The 20,330-nt window shown below is 68.4% G+C and carries 17 protein-coding genes and 1 pseudogene; 7 read left to right on the forward strand and 11 right to left on the reverse strand.

The annotated features are described in order from the left end of the window. Nucleotide 1 precedes the first annotated feature (1 nt). The 11 genes from VGV13_13140 to VGV13_13190 all read right to left on the reverse strand — a co-directional run bounded on the left by VGV13_13140 (nucleotide 2) and on the right by VGV13_13190 (nucleotide 13,640). Nucleotides 2-1,201: an amino acid ABC transporter substrate-binding protein gene (locus VGV13_13140; protein HEV8642039.1), complete on the reverse strand. Its 1,200-nt coding sequence runs from the start codon at nucleotides 1,199-1,201 to the stop codon at nucleotides 2-4. Between the two features lie 51 nt (nucleotides 1,202-1,252). Further along, nucleotides 1,253-2,224, reverse strand: a complete 972-nt coding sequence (locus tag VGV13_13145) for an ABC transporter permease (protein HEV8642040.1) — start codon at nucleotides 2,222-2,224, stop codon at nucleotides 1,253-1,255. A gap of 6 nt (nucleotides 2,225-2,230) precedes the next feature. Next, the gene (locus VGV13_13150) at nucleotides 2,231-3,205 is read right to left on the reverse strand and encodes an ABC transporter permease (GenBank protein HEV8642041.1); all 975 of its coding nucleotides are present in this window, start codon (nucleotides 3,203-3,205) and stop codon (nucleotides 2,231-2,233) included. 66 nt (nucleotides 3,206-3,271) lie between these two features. Then, nucleotides 3,272-4,879: an ABC transporter substrate-binding protein gene (locus VGV13_13155; protein HEV8642042.1), complete on the reverse strand. Its 1,608-nt coding sequence runs from the start codon at nucleotides 4,877-4,879 to the stop codon at nucleotides 3,272-3,274. Nucleotides 4,880-5,104: 225 nt separating this feature from the next. Beyond that, nucleotides 5,105-5,320, reverse strand: a complete 216-nt coding sequence (locus VGV13_13160) for a hypothetical protein (GenBank protein HEV8642043.1) — start codon at nucleotides 5,318-5,320, stop codon at nucleotides 5,105-5,107. Between the two features lie 10 nt (nucleotides 5,321-5,330). Beyond that, on the reverse strand, nucleotides 5,331-6,932 hold the full coding sequence (locus VGV13_13165; protein ID HEV8642044.1) for an ABC transporter substrate-binding protein: 1,602 nt from the start codon (nucleotides 6,930-6,932) through the stop codon (nucleotides 5,331-5,333). Nucleotides 6,933-6,955: 23 nt separating this feature from the next. Further along, the gene (locus tag VGV13_13170; GenBank protein HEV8642045.1) at nucleotides 6,956-7,906 is read right to left on the reverse strand and encodes an ABC transporter permease; all 951 of its coding nucleotides are present in this window, start codon (nucleotides 7,904-7,906) and stop codon (nucleotides 6,956-6,958) included. Further along, entirely contained in the window at nucleotides 7,872-8,834 is a 963-nt protein-coding gene (locus VGV13_13175) for an ABC transporter permease (GenBank protein ID HEV8642046.1), read from the reverse strand. The genes VGV13_13170 and VGV13_13175 overlap by 35 nt, the downstream gene beginning before the upstream one ends. Before the next feature lie 209 nt (nucleotides 8,835-9,043). Then, a complete protein-coding gene (locus VGV13_13180; protein HEV8642047.1) occupies nucleotides 9,044-11,191 on the reverse strand; it encodes a DNA translocase FtsK in 2,148 nt (715 codons plus the stop codon). Beyond that, nucleotides 11,191-12,861, reverse strand: a complete 1,671-nt coding sequence (locus tag VGV13_13185) for a ribonuclease J (protein HEV8642048.1) — start codon at nucleotides 12,859-12,861, stop codon at nucleotides 11,191-11,193. Before VGV13_13185 ends, VGV13_13180 begins: the two co-directional genes overlap by 1 nt. A 167-nt stretch (nucleotides 12,862-13,028) precedes the next feature. After that, nucleotides 13,029-13,640 (reverse strand): cation transporter, encoded by a 612-nt coding sequence (locus VGV13_13190; GenBank protein HEV8642049.1) that lies wholly within the window; start codon nucleotides 13,638-13,640, stop codon nucleotides 13,029-13,031. A gap of 14 nt (nucleotides 13,641-13,654) precedes the next feature. Between VGV13_13190 and VGV13_13195 the strand changes: the two genes are divergently transcribed. The 7 genes and pseudogenes from VGV13_13195 to VGV13_13225 form a co-directional block, all read left to right on the forward strand. Then, on the forward strand, nucleotides 13,655-14,014 hold the full coding sequence (locus VGV13_13195) for a hypothetical protein (GenBank protein ID HEV8642050.1): 360 nt from the start codon (nucleotides 13,655-13,657) through the stop codon (nucleotides 14,012-14,014). A gap of 334 nt (nucleotides 14,015-14,348) precedes the next feature. Further along, a complete protein-coding gene (locus tag VGV13_13200; GenBank protein HEV8642051.1) occupies nucleotides 14,349-16,586 on the forward strand; it encodes a copper-translocating P-type ATPase in 2,238 nt (745 codons plus the stop codon). A 195-nt stretch (nucleotides 16,587-16,781) separates the two neighbouring features. Continuing rightward, nucleotides 16,782-17,003: pseudogene (locus VGV13_13205) on the forward strand (thioredoxin family protein). 58 nt (nucleotides 17,004-17,061) lie between these two features. Then, entirely contained in the window at nucleotides 17,062-17,496 is a 435-nt protein-coding gene (locus VGV13_13210; protein ID HEV8642052.1) for a MerR family transcriptional regulator, read from the forward strand. Between the two features lie 77 nt (nucleotides 17,497-17,573). Continuing rightward, nucleotides 17,574-18,005 (forward strand): heavy metal-responsive transcriptional regulator, encoded by a 432-nt coding sequence (locus VGV13_13215; protein ID HEV8642053.1) that lies wholly within the window; start codon nucleotides 17,574-17,576, stop codon nucleotides 18,003-18,005. 30 nt (nucleotides 18,006-18,035) lie between these two features. Beyond that, on the forward strand, nucleotides 18,036-18,242 hold the full coding sequence (locus tag VGV13_13220) for a cation transporter (GenBank protein ID HEV8642054.1): 207 nt from the start codon (nucleotides 18,036-18,038) through the stop codon (nucleotides 18,240-18,242). Continuing rightward, nucleotides 18,242-20,330, forward strand: a 2,089-nt coding sequence (locus VGV13_13225; GenBank protein HEV8642055.1) for a cation-translocating P-type ATPase, incomplete at its 3' end; no start/stop codon positions are given. The genes VGV13_13220 and VGV13_13225, both read left to right, overlap by 1 nt.

Below are 20,330 nucleotides of genomic sequence, written 5' to 3' on the forward strand. Positions count from 1 at the left end.
CCTACCGCTTGCTCCACTCCGGCATCGGTAGCTCCGCCTTCGTCTCCGCCCACTTCTCCGGCCACACGACGCGGCGTTGCCCCCGCAGGATCTGGAAGGTCAGCCCCTCGTGGGAGTTCATGCCCCGGGCGTCGACCTTGTAGCGACCGTAGATCGTCTGCACCTCGATCGTGGCCAGGGCGTCGCGGAGCTTCTCGTTGTCGAAGCTGCCCACCTTCTTGAGGGCGGCCTCGGTCACCTGGAGCGCGCCGTACGTCCCGCCGGCATGATAGTTGGGCTTCTCGCCGAAGCGCTTCTCGTAGCGCTCGATGTACTCCGGCATGCCCGGATGCCCGAGCACCTTGGGGAGCGGCTCCCACTGGCTGAACCCCAGCACGAACTCGGCCGTGGAGCCGAGCTGCTCGGGGAAGTTCGGCAGCGCCGGCCCGACCGTGCTGGAGAAGAGCTTGAAGTTCAGGTTCAGCTCGCGCATCTGCCGGAGCTGGGCGGCGGCATCGGCGAAGTAGCTGTTGGAGAAGATGGCCTCGGCGCCCGCGGCTGTGATCTTCTGGAGCAGCGCGGTGAAGTCGGTCTGCTTGAGCGGATAGTTCTCCTCGAGGACGATCTCGATGCCGAGCTTCTTGGACCAGTCCTTGGCGCCCCTGGCCGACTGGCGGGGGAAGAGGCTGTCCTCACCGATGACGGCCGCCTTCTTGACGCCGATCTGCTTGGCCAGGTGGACGGCGCCCTTCTGGTAGTCCTCGGCGACGGCCACGATGTTGAAGATGTACTTCCGCCCCTTCTCCCAGATCGGGGTCGACGCCGCGCCGTAGGCGACGAACGGCATCTTGTAGCGCTCATTGACGTTGGCGACCGCTTCGGTGATGCCGCTCGAGTAGGGCGCCAGCAACAGGTCGACCTTGTCCTCGGTGATCAGCTTCTCGTAGAGCTTGATGGCCGTCTGGGTGTCGGACTTGTCGTCGAGCAGGCGCAGGGTGATCTGGTGGCCGAGGAGCCCGCCGCGGGCGTTGACCTCGTCGACCCACAGCTTGATCGAGTAGACCTGCCGGCCCGCGGGCTCGGCGTAGCGCCCGGTCTGGGAGATCGCGCCGCCGATCAGCACCTCGTTGTTCGGCCGGTGGCTGGCCCAGGCCGTGCCGACGCCCAGCACGAGCAGGGCCACGAGACTGCCAGCGAGTGTCCGGATTGCCGTTGTCTTCATCCCCAGTCCCCCATGGTTGAGGTCTCTTCTTGCTTCGAGTCGGAGCCGGAACTACTTGAGCCGCGGGTCGAGCGCATCGCGGAGGCCGTCGCCGAAGAGGTTGAAGCCCAGCACGGTGACGAAGATGGCGAGCCCGGGGAAGAGCGAGAGCCAGGGGTTCGCCTGGATGAAGGCGACGTTGGCCTTGAGGTCCCAGCCCCAGCTCGGCGTCGGAGGCTGGGTACCCAGCCCGAGGAAGCTGAGCGTGGCCTCCACGATGATGGACGTGGCGATGCCGAGCGTGGTGGTCACGATGATCGGCGCCAGGCAGTTGGGCAGGACGTGGCGCAGGAGAATCGAGGGATCGCGCACACCGACGGCACGGCAAGCCTCGATGTACTCCTTCTCCTTGATCGAGAGCACGCTGCCCCGGACCAGGCGGGCGTAGATGGGGATGCGCACGATGGCGATGGCGCCCGTGACCTTGATGGTGCCGATCACGCCCGCGGTCGGCGCGAAGATGACCATCAGGATGATGGCCAGGAGATAGATCGGGAAGGCGAGAATCAGGTCCATGAGCCGCATCACGAGCGTGTCGACGCGGCCCCCGTAATAGCCGGCGATCATCCCCAGTGGGACACCGAAGAAGAGGGCGAGCAGCACCGACGACAGCCCCACCGCGAGCGAGACCCGGCTGCCGTGGATGACGCGGCTCAGCATATCGCGCCCGAGCTGGTCCGTCCCCAGCGGGTAGTCCCAGCTCGGGCGTTCGAAGGTGTGGGTCTGGTCGCTGGCGGTCGGGCTCTGGGGCGCGAGCACATCCGCAAAGAGGGCGACCACGATCAGCGCAGCAACGATGGCCACGCCGACGAGGGCGGTCATGCTGCGCCGGAGCCGGCGCAGCGCCTGCGCCAGCGGCGACTCCGAGCGCTCGCGCGCCCACGGCCGGGCGATTCCCGTGATCCCCGGGAGGTCGGCCTCGCGCAGGACGCCGCCGCCGATCGCCTGGTGCTTCATCCGGAGGGACTCTCCGCCGTCGGCCACGGTGCCTCAGGCGTACCGGATCCGCGGATCCAGGAACGTGTACGTCAGATCGACGATCAGGTTGATCACGACGAACGCAATGGCGGTGATGAGGGCGAAGCCCTGCACCTGCTGGTAGTCCCGCGCGATGATCGCGTCGATGCCGAAGGTGCCGAGGCCGGGCATGGCGAACAGAGTCTCCACCACGATCGCGCCCCCGATGAGGAAGCCGACCTGGAGGCCCATCACGGTGACGGTCGGGATGAGCGCGTTCTTCAGCGCGTGCCTCAGCACGACCGGCCGCTCGCTCAGGCCCTTGGCGCGCGCGGTGGTCACGTACTCGGTGCGGATGACCTCCAGCATGCTGGCGCGGAGGAGCCGCGTCAGGATGGCGGCCCGTCCCACGCCGAGCGCGATCGCGGGCATCAGGACGTGCTGCATGTTGCCCCAGAAGCTCACCCCGCACACCATCATCGGGCAGGTGCCGGGCAGGTACACCCAGCCCGAGCTGGGCAGCGCGCCGTGGAGGCCGAAGGAGAAGACCAGGAGGAGCAAGACGCCCAGGAAGAACTCGGGAATGGAGACCCCGATCATGGCGACCGACGTCGCCGTGTAGTCGGCCCAGGTGTTCTGGCGCAAGGCGCCGATGATCGCGGCGGGGATGGCGATGACGAGCGCCACGCCCATCGACAGGACGATCAGCTCGAGCGTCACGGGCAAGCGGATCAGCACGTCCTCGAGGACCGGGCGCCCGCTCAGGATCGAGGTTCCCCAGTCCCCCTGGAGCAGCTTGCCGAGCCAGATCAGGTACTGCACCAGGATCGGCTTGTCCAGCCCGTAGACCTGGCGCATCTTGATCGCGTCCTCCTCGGTGTAGGCGTCACCGAGCAGGGCGACGACAGGGTCGCCCGGGACCGACCGCATCATCACGAACACCACGAGGGTGATCATGAAGACGGTCGGCACGATCTGGAGGAGCCGTCTCAGGATGTACACCCGCATCCGACGCTCCGGGCTCGCCGGCGCCACCATCCGGTCGGTGGTGGCCGCCGGCGTGCGATCGACCGGTTACTTGTCCAGCCAGACCCGGTGGTAGTGCACCTCGAACTCGGCGTTGTAGATGTAGCCCTTCATCCACGGCTGCGCGACCATGTAGAAGGGCGAGCCGGAGATGTTGTTCCAGTACATCTTGTCGGCCATGTATTCCTGCAACTCCTTGCCGATGGCCTTGCGCTTCACCGGGTCCATCTCCCGGGCGTACCGGGCGTAGTAGTCGTCGACCTTGGTGTCGGTGTGGCGCGGGTGGCTCCAGGTCGACGTGGTGTTCGACAGGTACGCGTTCGAGTCGATGGTCAGCAGGGACAGTAGATCTTCGACGTACATGTCCCAGGGGCCGTCCTGGAGGCTCGTGTTCATCCAGCTGACCTTGTCCACCAGCCGGATGTTCGCGGTCACCCCGATGCGCGCCATCTGCTCCTTGATGACGGTGGCGATGACATTGAACACGGACTTCTCGGTGTCGGTCAAGATCTCGAAGGTCAGGGGCTTCGACGGCCCGTAGCCCACCTCGGCCAGCATGGCCTTGGCCTTGGCCGGGTCGTAGGGGCACAGGTGGTTGACGTCCACTGTTTCCAGCGTCCCCGGCGCAGCCATCCCGACCCAGGGCGTCGCCTGGCCCTTGAACGCGATCTTCACGATCTCCTGCCGGTCGATGCCGTAGCAGCCGACGGCCTTGCGCACGCGGAGGTCGCCGAAGATCGGGTGCGGCGCCCGTTCCTTGGACATCGGCTTGCCGTCCTTGGGGAGGGTCACCTTCATGGCCGCCAGCATCGGCGTAGTTTCCTTCCCGGTCATGATCTGCGCCCGCGGGTTGTGCGCCCGAAGCGTGTCGACGTGCTCGGGCGAGAAGGAGGCGACGAAGTCGATCTCCCCGGCCTTGAAGGCGGCCATCTCGGTCACAGGGTCCTTGATGGTGCGGATGTGCACGCGGTCCAGGTAGGGGAGCCCGGGCACAAAGTACTTGTCGAAACGCTCCATCACCAGGTGGCTTCCCTTCACCCACTCGATGAGCCGGAACGGCCCGCATCCCACCACCGCCCCCGGCTTGCCCTGCTTGCGGTCATCGAGCGTGTACTTCTGCGTCGCCATCGGCGAGTAGAGGATCAGCCCCGTCCGGTACGCGGCCAGCATGTGGAGCAGGAACGCATAGGGCTGCTTCAGGCGGATCTGCACGGTGTGGGGATCGAGCACCTCCACGCTGTGCACCGGGTCGTAGAAGGTCCGCATGCCGGACTTGGTGGCCGGGTCCATGAGGCGATCGATGCTGAACTTGACGGCGGCGGCGTCGACCTTGGTGCCGTCGTGGAACAGCACGTTCTTGCGCAGCTTGAACGTGTAGGTGAGGTTGTCGTGGGAGACCTGCCAGGACTCGGCGGCGTCGCCCACGAACTTCCCGTCGGGCGTGATGTTCACCAGCCCGCAGCCGACGTTCATCGCGACCCACATCATTTCGTAGCCGGGCGCGGTGTGGAAGTCGAGGTGGGCGATCTCGTTGCCGTAGGAGACGCGCAGGGTGCCGCCGCGTTTCGGCTCGGCGGCGATGGCGAGGCCAGACAGGACGACGATCAGAGCCGCCGTGACGGACACGAGGCCCAACGGGGAGACCCTGGAGCGCATAGGCATTCTCCTCCCGGGTTCAGGGTGGCATCGGAACAGCCGTGGCCGAGTCGTACTTTACAAGAGAATCAACCTGTCAACAACGAGCTGTCCGGGACGGCCAGGGCGCCGGCGCCCACCCCCGCAGACCCGGCTGCTCGACGGCGGCCCAGGCCCATCACTTCCCCCTCATGGCGCGGAGTTGGGAGGCCGCGTCGAAGCCGGCCGCCGCGTACCCGGTCAGGATCACCCGGGACCGGGCCTCGGCTCGACCCGGCCCTTCCCGAACGGGCGAGGGAAGACGCACTCGCCCACGCGCCAGTGGCGGACGTAGCCGTGCGAGGATTGGAGCGGCTCCGGCGCACGGTCTCGGTACTGCTTGTCGAGATAGCGCTCGTAGAGATCCACGGGTTCGATGACGTGCAGGTCGCTGTCGAACACCCGGAAGCCGTTCCTGGCCATGGCGGCCTCCTCACGGAGCCAGCCACACCTTCATGAAGGTGCTGTTGTCGTAGACGGTGCGGGCGAAGTGATAGCCGCGCACGCGCTTGTCCCGGAAGTGGAACCCCTCGACCCAGGCTACGGGAACCGCGGACACGGGGCCGGTGAGGATGTGGCGCTGGATCTCCCAGTAGGCCTGCTTGCGCTTGTCGCGGCTGGTCTCTTTGAGCGCCCGCTCGGCGAGCTCGTCCACCTTCGGGTCGGACCACTTCCCCCAATTGCTGCCGGCGCCCGTCGTGTAGATGAGCGAGAACATGTCGGACGGGTCTGTGGTCACCATCGCCCGGTCCTGGATCGCGATCAGGATAAAGTCGCCCTTGCCGTACACGGCGAACCCGGCGGCGCTCTCGTAGGTCTTCAGCGTGCCGCGAATGCCGATCTTTCGGAGCTGCGCCAGGATGAGCTGGGCGCGGTCGACGTAGCCGCCCACCGAGCGGACGGCCACCTCGATGTCGAGGCCGTTCGGGTGGTGCTTCTCGACCAGCCGCTTGGCCTCCGCAATGTCCTGGTCCTTCGGCTGCCGGCAGCCGGGAAGCTTGTTCACCTCCTCCAGCGCGAGTGCGAAGTCGCCGAACAGCTTGGGGTCGAGCAGCGCGCAGGGCACGCCGGCCCCCTCGAAGGCCTTCGCGACCAGCTCCTGACGGTCGATGGCCAGGCTCACCGCCTTCCTGAGGTCGGGGTTGTTGAAGGGCGGCTTCTGCGTATGCATGTAGACGAGCGCGATCGTGGCGATGGAGTTCTGGCTGATCTCGATCTCCTCCCCGCGGGCCCGCCGGAGCTCATCGGCCTCGGTCTTTCTCAGCGGCGGCCAGGTGTCCCACAGGTGGATGCGTCCCGCCTTGGCGGCGGCGAGCTGGGTGGGCACGCCGACCAGGACGAACTGCTTGACCCCGTCCAGGTAGGGCAGCCCCGGGATGAAGTAGTCCTTGTTCTTCTCCCACTCGACCACGTTGCCGCGCTCGTAGCGCTTGAACTTGAAGGGGCCGGTGCCGATCTGGGCCTCGGGCTTGGTGAGGTCGCCGTACTTCTCCAGCACGTGCTTGGCCGCGATCCGGCACCACGCCGACGCCAGGGAGGGCAGGAACGGCGCGGCCGGGAACTTGAGGTTGAACTGCACGGTGTGGGGATCGACCAGCTCCACGCTCGCCACCATCGGCTTCAGCATCGACCCGCAGCGTGGGCTCTGGAAGCTCGGGTTCAGGACCCGGTCGAACGTCGTCTTCACGTCGGCCGAGGAGAAGGGCTGACCGTCGTGCCACTTCACCCCCTTGCGGAGGTGGAAGGTGTAGGTCTTGCGGTCGGCGGACGCGGTCCACCGCTCGGCGAGGTCGGGGGCGATCTTGCCGGGGTCGTCGGGGTCGACATGCAGGAGGCCGCTGTAGACGCCGGCCGTCGCCTGTTGCACCGACAGCGGAGACTCGGCGTGGATGTCGAGGCGCCCCGGATCGCCGTAGACGTACCAGTTGAGGATGCCGCCGTAGCGGGGCTTCTCCTGGGCGACAGCCAGGGACGCGCCGGCCACGGCCAGCAGCGCGGAGAGGATCAGGGCGGGAATCGAGGGCCGTCTCATCATGCTTCCTCCTGTAGGGGCCCGGCTCATCCGAGCCCGCCCCGAAGTCGGGGGTCGGCCAGATCGCGGATCGCATCGCCGAAGAGATTGAGGCCGAAGACGGTGAGGCTGATGGCCAGCCCGGGGAAGAAGATCATCCACGGCGCCGTCTCCAGGGCCTGGGTGCCCGCCGTCAGCATGCCGCCCCACGACGGCTCGTCGGGCGGCGCCCCCAACCCCAGGAAGCTGAGCGCGGCTTCCACGACGATGGCATAGGCGATGTTGACGGTGAACAGCACGATATACGTCGAGAACGAGTTGGGCAGGACGTGGCGAAAGATCACCCGCCAGTGCGAGCACCCCGCCGCCCGCGCCGCCTCCACGTAGGGGCTCTCCTTGATGCTGAGCGCGACCGAGCGGAGCGTCCGGGCGGCGGTGGGGATCAACAACATGGCCAATGCGATGATGACGTTGGTCACCGTCTGACCGAGCGCCGCCATGAGGGACAGGGCCAGGATGATCGGGGGCAGCGCCATCAGTATGTCCACCAGCCGCTGGCTCAGGCCGTCCGCGGCTCCGCCGAAGTAGGCGGTGACGATGCCCCAGAACGCGCCCAGCGTGATCCCGAAGGTGACCGAGACCAAGCCGACGTAAAGCGACAGGCGAGCGCCCCAGACCACGCGGCTGAGGACGTCGCGGCCGATCTGGTCGGTGCCCATGGGGAACTCGGCGCTCGGTGGCAGGTAGGGCGCGAACGCCGCGTCCTTGGCGCCGTGAGGCGCCAGCCGCGGGGCGAAGACAGCCGTCAGGATCAGTACCAGCACGATGAACCCGCCCAGCGTGCCGAGAGGCTGGGCGGTGGCAAAGCGGCCCAGTTGGTGGGCCAGCGCGCGCCACGAGCGGGTCCGGCTAGCGACGGCCGCGCCCGGCACCTCGACGGCGACGCGGGGGCGGCCCGCGATCTCAGGCGTACCGAATTCTCGGATCGAGCCAGCCATAGAGGAGATCGACCAGGAGGTTGAGGGTCAAGAAGATCAGGGCCATGACGAAGACGATCGCCTGCACGGTCGGGTAGTCCCGGTAGCTGACCGCCTGGACCAGCGCGGTGCCCATGCCGGGAACGGCGAAGATGAACTCCATGATGACGATCCCGCCCAGGAGGCGACCGCCCCACCAGCCGATGAACGTCACCACCGGCAGCAGCGAGTTTCTGAGGGCGTGGCGGTAGACGACGGCCCAGTGGCCAAGCCCCTTGGCCCGCGCGGTCCGGATGTAGTCCTGGCGAATGACCTCCAGCATCTGCGAGCGGGTGAGGCGCGTGATGGGCGCGCTGATGTAATAGGCCTGGGCCAGCGTGGGCCAGACGAGCTGCTTCAGGTTCTCCAGCGGGTCTTGGGTGAGCGCCACGAACTCCAGGGGTGGCAGCCACCGGAAGAACCTGACCAGTCCATAGAGGATCAGGACACCGGTGAAGAAGATCGGCAGGCTGAGGCCGCTGATGCTCACGAGCCGTACGAGGTAATCGGCCCAGGTGTTCTGGCGCGTCGCCGACACTACGCCGAGCGGGATGGCCCAGACGATGGCGACGACGAGCGTGAGGAACGCAAGCTCCAGCGAGCGCGGGAAGCGCTCGCTCAGGATGTCGGCGACCGGCCGCCGCTGGGTGTACGAGTACCCGAAGTCCCCGCGCAGCGCGTTGCCCAGCCAGAGCACATACTGGACGACCACGGGCCGGTCGAGCCCGAACTCACGGCGGATTTGCTCGACCTGCTTTTGCTGGATCGCGCTCGATTCCGTCCCGGCCTGGTACACCAGGATCTCGGCGATGTCCCCCGGGACGAGGCGCAGCAGGACGAAGATCAGAACCGACGCGCCCAGGAGGGTGGGGACGAAGAGCAACAACCGCCGGGCGACGTACTTGCGCACGATAGCCCCTACGATCGGCGCGGGTCGGGGACGACCCCGCGCTGTCGGATGAGATTCGGCCGGATCTCCTCGGCGCACCAGGGCATCGGGTGCCTCGTCCCTCCCGCATGGCTCGCTCGGGCGCCGAGCGCTCGGAGAGGTGACGGGACTATAGCCCTCGGGAGCCCGGCAGGCAACCGAGGTTCAGCGGGGCCGGATTTGCCCGCGGGCTATTTCCCGCGCTTGGCGAGATACTCCGGGCCCACCAGCACCTCGCGGGGCTTGGCGCCGTCGCCGGGGCCGATGATGCGGTCCTGCTCCATCATGTCGATGAAGCGCGCGGCCTTGGGATACCCCAGGCGCATCCGGCGCTGGAGGAACGAGATCGAGGCCTGGCGCTGGCCGATGACGAGGTGCACGGCGTCCCAGTAGAGGTCGTCGCGCTCGGCGACGGCGCCCTCGGCCACCTCCTGCTCCGTCGGCAGCACGACCTCCTCGTAGACCGCCGTGCCCTGCGTGCGGAGGAACTCGCAGATGGCCTTGACCTCCTCGTCCGCCACCCAGGCGCCGTGCACGCGCATGTGCTTGTTGGCGCCCGGCGGGACGAAGATCATGTCGCCCCGCCCCAGGAGCTGCTCGGCGCCGTTGGCGTCGAGCACCGTGCGCGAGTCCACCTTGGAGGCCATCTGGAAGGCGATGCGCGTGGGGAAGTTCGCCTTGATCAGCCCCGTCACCACGTCGACGGAGGGGCGCTGGGTGGCGATGATGAGGTGGATGCCCACCGCTCGCGCGATCTGGGCCAGCCGTACCAGAGCCATCTGCACGTCGCCGGCCGATGCCATCATCAGGTCGGCGAGCTCGTCGATGACCACGATCCAGTACGGCAGCTGCTCCTCCGGCCCCACGACCTTGTTGTAGCCCTCGATGCTGCGGACCTGCCGGGCCTGCAGCAGCTTGTAGCGCTCGTCCATCTTGCCCACGATCCAGCGCAGGCGCGTGGCCGCCTCCTTGGCGTCCGTCACGACGGGCGCCAGCAGGTGCGGGATCCCCTCGTACACGGTCAGCTCGAGGCGCTTGGGATCGATCATGAGGAACCGCACCTCGGCCGGCGTCATCTTGTAGAGGATCGAGCAGATCATCGCGTTGAGGCCGACGGACTTGCCGGTGCCGGTGGCGCCGGCCACCAGCAGGTGCGGCATCGCGGCGAGGTCCGAGACGACCCCGCCGCCGGTCACGTCCTTGCCGAGCGCCAGCGGCAGCCGCCTCTTCCCCTCGGCGAAGTCCGGCGAGGCGAAGATCTCGCGCAGATAGACCATGGCGGGCTCGGGGTTCGGCACCTCGATGGCCACGGTGCCGCGCCCCGGAATCGGTCCCACGATCCGCACCGATGCCGACTTGAGCGCCAGGGCCAGGTCGTCGGCCAGGTTCACGACGCGGCTGATCTTGATGCCGGGGGCGGGCTCGAACTCGTACGACGTGATGACCGGGCCCGGGCTCACCTGGACGATGCGGCCCTCGACCTCGAAGTCCTGGAGCTTGCGGCGCAGCGTCTCGGCGTTGTCCTGGAGCTCCTCGTGCGTCATCCGGTGATCGGCGCCCTCGGGAGCGCGGAGCAAACCGATGGGCGGGAGCTGGAAGGCCTCGGCGCCGCCCCGGCCGAAGTCGAAGGTCTCCTGCCAGGCGAGCCCCGCGCCCAGCCCCCGCCGCTTGGGCTCGACGACGACGGGCAGCGGGGGCGTCTCCCCGGACGCATCGACCACCACGGCGGCGGGCGCGTCCTCGTCGCCGAACGCACCGGCGGCGACGGGCCTCATCGGCCGGGCGGCGCGGCGCCGTCGCCAGCCGGCGATACGGGCTCTGGCCATGCGCGAGATCGCGCCGTATGAGACCTGCGTGACGAAGAGGACGCCGACTGGCACCCCGGCCAGGAGCACGAGCCACGCGCCCACCGCGCCCAGCGTCGCCCGCAGCCCCTCCGCCACCACCCAGCCGACAAGGCCGCCCTGCTGGACGCGGTCCGCCGCCGACAGCGCGTTCGAGGCCTCGGCCAGGAGACCGGTCGCGCTCAGCATCAACAGCACGAGCCCGATCACCGGCGGCCATCCGCGGGCGGTCAGCGGACGCACGAAGACACTGAGCCCGATGACGGCGAGCAGCAGCGGCAGCAGAAAGCCGGCGTAGCCGAAGGCGGCGAAGAGGAACCAGCCGAGCCGGGTGCCCACCGGACCAACGGGGCCGTGCTGCGGAGCCGGCGCCAGCGCAGGCTCGAACGTGGCCAGCGCCATCAGCACGAAGATCGCCACCGCCACCAGCCCGATCCCCTCCGCCTCGCGGAGCCACCGGCGGGGTTCCTTTCGCCTGCGCGCGAGCGTCGCCATCACACCTCCAGGACGACCGGCAGGACCACCGGCTTGCGCTGGAAGCGCTGGGTGATGAAGTGGCGGACGGTCGTGCGCACCAGCGCGCCGATCGCCTCGCGGTCGACGGGCGTCGTCGCAACCCGCGCCGCCAGCGCGGCGCGAATCGTCGCGCGCAGCTCCTCCAGCAGCGGCTCGTTCTCCTTGACGTGGATGAAGCCGCGCGAGACGATCTCCGGCCCGGCCACCACGGCGCCCTGGCGGTTCACGACCAGCGAGACCGCCACCAGCCCGTCCTGGGCCAGGAGCTGGCGGTCCCGCAGCACCACGGCGCCGATGTCGCCGACGCCCTTGCCGTCCACGAGCACGCGCCCGGCGGGGTAGCGGCCCACCACCCGCGCCGCCGTCTTCGTCACCTCCAGGCCTATCCCGTCCTCCAGGAGGAAGATGCGGTCGGGCGTGAGCCCCACGCTGGCCGCCAGGCGCGCGTGGCCGAGGAGATGCCGGTACTCGCCATGCACGGGGATGAAGTAGCGCGGGCGGGTCAGCGTCAGCATGACCTTCAGGTCTTCCTGGCTGGCGTGCCCCGACACGTGCACGAACGCGTTGTCCTCGTAGAGCACCTCGGCGCCCAGGCGCAGCAGCGCGTTGATCACGCGGCCCACGGTGCGCTCGTGGCCGGGGATCACGCGCGCGGAGACGATGACGAGGTCGCCGCGGTCGATCTGCACCGCCTTGTGCTCGCCGGCGGCTATCAGGGCCAGCGCCGAGTTCGGCTCGCCCTGGCTGCCCGTCGAGAGGATCACCTGGCGCCCGAGCGGCAGCAGCGCCAGCTCTTCCAGCGGCAGCAGCACGTCCGGGGGGATCCGCAGATAGCCGAGCTCCGCGGCCAGCACCACGTTCCTCTGCATGCTCATGCCCACCAGCGCCACGCGGCGGCCGTGCTCGGCGGCCAGGGTGAGCACCTGCTGGATGCGATGGATGTGCGAGGCGAAGGTGGCCAGGATGATCCGGCCCGGGGCCTGCTGAAAGCGTTCCCGGAGCGCCGTGCCGACCTCCATCTCCGAGCGCGTGTGGCCGGGTCGGTCCACGTTGGTGGAGTCCGAGCAGAGCACGAGGACGCCCTGCTCGCCCAGCTCGGCGAACTTCCGATAGTCGGGCAGCTCGCCGTCGAGAGGGCTGGGATCGAGCTTGAAGTCGCCGGTGTGGACCAGGGTGCCCACCGGCGTGTCGATGGCCAGCCCGATCCCGTCGACGATGGAGTGGGTGACGCGGATCGGCTCGACGCGGAACGGTCCCGCCTCGATCCGGTCGCGGGGCCGCATGGCCCGCAGCTCGGCTCCCTCCAAGAGGTCGTGCTCGCGCAGACGCTCGGCCACCAGCGCGAGCGTCATCGGCGTCCCGTACACGGGCACGCGGGCCTCCCGCAGGAGGTAGGGCAGCGCGCCGATGTGATCCTCGTGGCCATGGGTGAGGAAGACGGCGCGGAAGTTTTCGCGCTTGGCCAGCGCGTAGGAGAAGTCCGGGATCACGTAGTCGATGCCGGGCAGCTCGTCCGGGTCGGGGAACATGAGGCCGCAGTCGACGGCGATGAGATCGTCGCCGAACTCGACAAGCATCATGTTGAGGCCGATCTCGCCGAGGCCGCCGAGGGGGATCAGCCGGACGGCCGGCTCGGTCAGAGGCTCCACGAAGGCTCCTTTCCCATACAGTTGGAAATCATAGCGCTGCTGCGCACATGAGCGGAAGTTTTAGGCTGCGGCGCCTGGACCCGGCCTTCCGCGCCACAATGGCCACGGCCGAGTGAGAGCGGTCGGCCTCGTGGGGCTGCCCTGTCGTTGGCCGCCGGTGGCAGGGCCTATCGCGCTGAGGCGGGCCTCAGCTGGCGCCGGGCCTCCCGGATGACGCCGACGGCTGACGTGCCGAACATGCCGGCGATCAGAAGGCCCGTCACGATGTCCGGCCACGCGGAGCCGGTCCACGCGACGCCGACCGCTGCGAGCAGCACGCCACCGTTGGCCATCACGTCGTTCCGCGAGCACAACCACGCAGAACGCATATTGATGTCGTCGGCTTGGCGGCGCCAGAGGAGCATCAGGCAAAAGACGTTCGCCGCGAGAGCGGCGAGTCCAACTGCGCCCATCAGTTCGGCGGTGGGGACGAGCCCACGGACCAGCTTCACCCCGACTTCCGTGAGGACGCCGAGGCCGAACGCGCCCATGATGGCTCCCTTGAGCAGCGCAGCGCGGGCCTGCCACAGGGCGCCTCGGTTGAGCACGTAGAGGCTGAAGCCGTAGACGATGGCATCGCCGAGCATGTCGACGGAGTCGGCGAGGAGCGCCGTGGAGTGGGCGAGGAGCCCTGCGCCGAACTCCCCCAGGAACATGGCGCCGTTGATCCAGAGCACGATCTGGAGAACCCGACGCTGGTGCTCGGGGATGTCGGTCCTGATCTCGCAGCACTCACGCATGCCTGATGAACGTAGTGTGCCCCACGGGCCCGGCCACCGCCATCTGCTCCTCGCAGTGGGCCGGGCCCCAGCGCTCCGACCCGCGCGGACGGCGGGGCGTCCGGCGCTTCTTTGTGCCGTGCTACGCCGCCGGCGTGTCCCTGATCGCCGGAACGCTCGCGCTGAGGGACAGTTGGATGGGCGCCGGCATGCTGCTGACCGCCACCGTCGCGAGCGCGTTGATCTGGCGAGTGCTCACCCGGCTCCGGGGCGCTCCCTCCGATTACGCCCCCGTCATGCGCCTCAAGTACGTGACCTCGGGCCTCTTCGTGGCCTTCATCGCGGCATGCCTGGCGTTTACCCACTTCCTCCAGCCCGCGGATTTCGTAAGGTAGCGTTCGTGCTTGCACCGGCCGGGCTGGTCTGGCCTCCTAGGGTTGGCCGCACGGCCCTTCGGAGGCAAGTGGATCGTCCAATATCGGTGAAAGGACGTCGAGGCCACGGTCTCCCCAGCCACGCGGATGCAAATCGGCTCGGGCGCTGGGCTGCGGACCGCAACGCGCCCACCGAAACCGTCTTTGCCGTCCGCGGGACCCCGGCCCGGCCAACGCCCCCGCGGCATGTATCGCCGGAGAACTCGGCAGCGGGCCATCGTCCCGGAGTATCGCGATCGCGTCACGATCGACTAACGATGCGCCGCCTCGTAGACTGGAGGGGTTTCTAGTCGCTATGACGAGCCAGGGCCGCATCTACACCTGTCCCATGCATCCGGAGGTCCGGCAACCCGGGCCCGGCTCGTGTCCGAAATGCGGTATGGCGCTCGAGCCCCTCGGTGCCCTGGAGGCCGCCGCACGGACGGAGTACGTCTGCCCGATGCATCCCCAGATCGTGCGCAGCGCTCCGGGCTCTTGCCCGATTTGCGGCATGGCCCTGGAGCCTCGAACGGTGACCGGCGACGAAGAGAACGCCGAGCTGAAAGACATGACCCGGCGGTTCTGGGTCAGCGTGGCGCTCAGCGTGCCGTTGCTCGCGTTCGCGATGGGCGACATGCTTCCCGGCCAGCCGCTGCGCCACGGGCTGTCCAGCCGGCTCATCGCCTGGTTGCAGCTCATCCTGGCGACGCCCGTGGTGCTCTGGGGGGGCTGGCCATTCTTCCAGCGCGGCTGGGCGTCCATCGTCAACCGCAGCCTGAACATGTTCACGCTGATCGCGCTCGGTACCGGCACGGCGTGGGTCTACAGCGTTGTCGCCGCCGTCGATCCGGGAATCTTCCCTGACTCTTTCCGCACGCACGGGGGCGAGGTCGGGCTCTACTTCGAGGCGGCCGCGATCATCACCACGCTCGTGCTCCTGGGACAGGTGATCGAGCTACGGGCGAGGAGCCAGACGAGCAGCGCGATTAAGCAGCTCCTTGGCCTGGCTCCCAAGACGGCGCGACGCCTCCGCGGCGACGGCACCGAAGAAGACGTGTCGCTCGATCAGGTTCAGCCGGGCGATCGTCTCCGGGTACGTCCTGGAGAAAGGGTGCCGGTCGATGGCACCGTCCTCGAGGGCACGAGCGCGGTGGACGAATCGATGGTGACCGGTGAGCCGATCCCGGTGGAGAAGACGCCGGGCAGCCGCGTCACCGGAGGGACCGTCAACGGGACGGGCGGCTTCGTGATGCGAGCCGAGCGCGTAGGCAGCGATACGTTACTGGCGCAGATCGTCCATATGGTGAGCGAGGCGCAGCGGAGCCGGGCGCCGATCCAGCGGCTCGCCGATACAGTCTCGGCTTACTTCGTGCCAGCCGTCGTCGCGGTCGCCGTGATCGCGGCCATCGTCTGGGGCCTGATAGGTCCAGAGCCGCGGATGGCCTACGCTCTGGTGAACGCGGTGGCGGTGCTCATCATCGCCTGTCCGTGCGCCCTCGGGCTCGCCACGCCGATGGCGATCATGGTCGGCACGGGGCGCGGCGCCCTAGCGGGTGTGCTCATCAAGAATGCCGAGGCGCTCGAGGTCCTGGAAAAGGTCGACACGCTCGTCGTGGACAAGACGGGCACCCTCACCGAAGGCAAGCCCCGTCTGGTCTCGCTCGTGACCGCGCCGGGGCACTCGGAGTCTGACCTCCTGCGCTTGGCAGCCAGCCTGGAGCGGGGCAGCGAGCATCCGCTCGCTGCTGCCATCGTGGCTGGGGCGGTGGAAAGGAAGCTGACTCTGTCAGTCGTGAACGACTTTCGGTCGATCACGGGCAAAGGCGTGGCGGGCCGGGTGGAGGGCCGGACCGTCGCGCTCGGGAATCGCCGGCTCACAGAAGACCTCGGCGTCCCCGTCGGCGATCTTGCCGAACGGGCCGACGCGCTCCGACGGGAGGGTCAGACCGTGATGTTCGTCGCTGTCGACGGCCGGGTCGCCGGGCTCGTGGGGGTCGCTGATCCGATCAAGGAATCCACACCGGAGGCTCTCCGGCTGCTGCGCGAGTCCGGGCTGCAGATCGTGATGGTCACGGGCGATAGCCGGCGCACCGCGGAGGCGGTCGCTCGCAGGCTCGGGATCGAGCATGTCGAGGCGGAAGTGCTTCCGGAAGACAAGAGCGCGGTCATCAAGGCGATGCAGCATGAAGGACGGCGCGCCGCCATGGCGGGCGACGGCGTCAATGACGCGCCGGCATTGGCGCAAGCAGACGTGGGCATCGCGATGGGGACGGGAACCGACGTCGCGATCGAGAGCGCGGGCATCACGCTGGTGAAGGGCGATCTCCGCGGTATCGTGCGGGCACGCCGGCTGAGCCAGGCGACGATGCGGAACATTCGCGAAAACCTCTTCTTCGCCTTCATCTACAACGCGCTCGGCGTGCCGATCGCTGCGGGCGTGCTCTACCCGGTCTTCGACCTCCTGCTGAGTCCGATCATCGCGAGCGCGGCAATGAGCTTCAGCTCGGTTTCGGTCATCTTCAACGCGCTCCGGTTGCGACGGCTCGCCCTGTAGTCGACGACTCACGCTCTAGCAGCCGATTCGCTCAAGCTACCACGGCCGCGCTGGGCCGGAGATCGCAGCTAGGATACGTGACTGGCTGTCGGCCGAAGAGAGATCGCGCGTCTTGAAGGACTGATCACCCGTCGCGCTTCCGACTTGCGCTTGGACCCGGCGGCGACCTGAGGCCAAGCCCGCTGCCCACCGTGTCGCGCGCTCGAACCCCGCCTCGAAAGGATCGCCCGACAATACGCAGACCGACTGCCGGTGTATCGCGTCGACATCGACCGGGACATGCCGGTGGCCGAGCGCTTCGGGGTCAAGAGCATCCCGACGATCCTCGTGGTTCGGGGCAGCAGAGAAGTGGCGCAGCTCGACGGTCTCATCACCGACCGGGATCTCACGGCCGCGTTCGAACGCGAGGCCGGGTGAGCCTGAAAAAACAGCCTTGACCTTACCCTAAGGGGAAAGGTTTAGGCTACGCACTGACATGGATGGTGGCCTCAAGATCGGAGAGCTGGCCCGCCGGGCCGGAGTGACCGCCAAGGCGATCCGCTTCTATGAGCGCAAGCGGGTCCTGCCGCCGGCGAAGCGGGCCGCGAACCGCTACCGGCTCTACGATGACGACGCTGTCGGGATGCTGTACTTCGTCAAGCAAGCGACCGGCCTCGGTCTGACACTTGCGGAGATCAAAGAGATCATCGCGATCCGCCGAGGCGGCCGCCCACCGTGCGCCCACGTGCATCGCCTCTTGCGCGACAAGGCCGGTGAGCTGGATCGCAAGCTCAAGGATCTGCTCGAACTCCGACGTCGTATCCGACGAAGCCTGACTGCGTGGAAGCACCGGCCGGCAGCAGCCGCCGCAGTGTGTCCCCACATCGAGACGCCCGCGGGTCGCGGGCCTCGGAAAGGCCGGGAGGTGTAGCGATGGCTGTGGCGCAGGTTGAGTCTCGCATGCGTCGCGCGATGCCAGGCGTCCGACCAGCGGACCGAAACGGCGACGTGAACGGCGGGTTGAAGATCGGCCAACTGGCGCGGCAGGTGGGCGTCACCGCCAAGGCGATCCGGTTCTACGAGGCCAAGCGCGTGCTGCCACGGCCGACGAGGGGCGCCAACGGCTACCGCCTCTATGGTCAGGACGCCGTGGAGACGCTGACCTTCGTCAAGCAGGCGGCGGGGCTCGGGCTCACGCTGGCAGAGATCCGGGAGATCATCGCCATCCGCCAGGGTGGAGGGCCGCCGTGCGCGCACGTCCGCCGCTTGCTCCAGGACAAGGCGCAAGAACTGGACCGCAAGCTCCGGGACTTGATCGACATGCGACGGCAGATCCGCCGGAGCCTCGCGGCGTGGAGCCGCGCCAGCCGGCGGCGCGCCGCGGTGTGCCCGCACATCGAGGGGCATCGCGCGGCGGCGTCGCGCGCACCCCTTGAATGACCCGAAGGACTGATCGCGGAGGATGTGGTGATGGAACAGTTGGAGCTTCGCGTGAATGGGATGACCTGCACGGGGTGTGAGCAGCGGATCCAGCGAGCGCTCGCGCAGGTTGACGGCGTCGTGCGGAGCGCAGCCGATCACCGCGCCGGGAAGGTCAAGGTCGTCTTCGACCCGGCTCGCACGTCGGCGCAGGCGGTGCAAGCCCGCATCAAGCAGGCCGGTTACGAGGTGGCGTGATGAGCAGCGTGGTGACGATCGAGCCGACGGCGTCCACACCGTACTGGGTTGAGGAGGGCCGCGCTCCCGGCGGGCGTTCGCGCTTCCTGGCCAAGATCAGCGGGCTGCATTGCTCGCTCTGCACTGGGACGATCGAGAAGGCGCTGGGCCAGCTGCCCGGTGTTCACAAGGTCGCGGTCAGCCTCACGCACGAGCAGGCGCTCGTGGAATTCGACCCGGCGACGGTCACGCCTCAAGACATCCTGGGCACCTTGAAGGACATCGGCTACTCGGTCTACGACCCGCGCAAGGTGCGACCGTACGAGGAGGAAGAGGCCGAGTTGGCCCGCGAGGGCAAGCGGCTGCTCGCTGCCATCGGGCTGAGCTTGATCACCATCGCGATGATCCTGCAGGTGCGTGGCGCGTGGTTGCTGCTCCTCGACGGGATCGTGGGACTCACGCTTGGGACGCTGGCGTTCCTGATCCTCCGCAGCCAGGGGCAGGCTCGCGCGGTGCTTAGCACGGCAGGGTTTGCGGTAGCAGCCGCGATCGTCCTGGCAGCGAAGGCGTCGGGCGTTGTCGAGTCGGCGGTGCCGTGGATCGTCGGCGGGTTCGCCGTCTTCGTCGTGTTCGGACTGGCCGGGCACTTCCTCCGGATGGCGTTCCAGTCGATCCGCCGGGGCATTCTCAACCAGCACGTGCTGCTCGAGTTCGGCGCCTTCGCGGGCCTCGCCGGCGGTGTCCTCGGACTCATCCTGCGCCGGCCGGATTACCCGACCGCACCGTTCTTCGCCGTGGCCGTTCTCATCGTGAACTACCACCTGTTCTCCGAATGGCTGTCGCTCCTGGTCAAGACGCGTAGCTCGCAGGCGGTCAAGCGACTGCTCGACCTCCAGCCCGATACGGCGCTCGTGGTTCGCGGCGATCGCGAGATCGAGGTCGGGATCGAGGAGGTCAGGGTGGGCGACCTCGTCCGCGTCCGGCCGGGGGCCCGCGTCCCTGTCGACGGTCGTGTGATGGCCGGGCGCTCGGCGGTCGACGAGTCCCTCGTAACCGGGGAGCCAATGCCCGTCGAGAAGACGGAGGGGGACGCCGTCATCGGAGGGTCCATTAACGGGCTCGGCACTCTGCTGATCCGCGTGACGGCGGTCGGAGCGGAGACGTTCCTCCAGCAGGTCGTCAGGCACGTCGAGGACGCGCGCGCCCTCAAGCCGGGCATCCTGCACCTGGTGGACCGCATCCTTCGGGTCTACGCCCCGGCGGTGTTGATCCTGTCAGCGCTGTCGTTCATCTGGTGGACGGTTGGCGCCTGGTGGCTGACCGGGCAACCGGACCTCGAACGCGCCGTGTTCGCCGCCCTGAGCGTGTTGGTCATGGGCTACCCCTGCGCCGTCGGGATCGCAGCACCGCTTTCCATCGTGCGGGGCGCGGGAGAGGCAGCGGACCATGGGATCCTCATGCGCACCGGCGAGGCCTTCCAGGCCCTCCGGCTCGTCAGGCACATCGTCCTCGACAAGACGGGCACCGTGACGGTGGGCCGCCCCGTCGTGAAGGAGGTCGTGGACCTCCGGGACGCCGACGAGCTCCTCGCGCTCGCCGCGGCTGCCGAGGCCTCGTCCGAGCACCCGCTCGGCCGCGCGACGCTCGACGCAGCACTGGACCGCGGGCTCCGGATCCCGGCGGTCGAGGAATTCGAGGCGGTCGCGGGGCGGGGGGTTGCGGCCCGCGTCAACGGCCGGCGAGTGCTCGTCGGCCGTGCCGTCTATCTCGAGGACGACGGCGTGGACGTGTCGCCGCTCCGCCGACGCATCGCGGAGCTGGAGGTCGTAGGCCAGACGGTCGTGGTGATCGGACGCGACCGCGAGCTTCTCGGAGCGCTCGGGTTCGCTGATGAGCTACGGCCGGACGCCCAAGCGGCGGTCTCCGCCATGAAGGACGCGGGGATGACGCCTGTGCTCGTCACGGGGGACAACGAGGGGGCGGCGGGGCGCGTGGCCGCCGAGCTCGGCATCGAGAAGGTTCACGCCGGTGTCCTCCCCGGCGAGAAGGCCGAGATCGTCCGGCGACTGCAGCAGGACGGCCCCGTCGCCATGGTGGGCGACGGCATCA

Source organism: Candidatus Methylomirabilota bacterium (assembly GCA_036001065.1).
In the GTDB taxonomy this organism is placed as follows: Bacteria; Methylomirabilota; Methylomirabilia; order Rokubacteriales; family CSP1-6; genus MNEF01.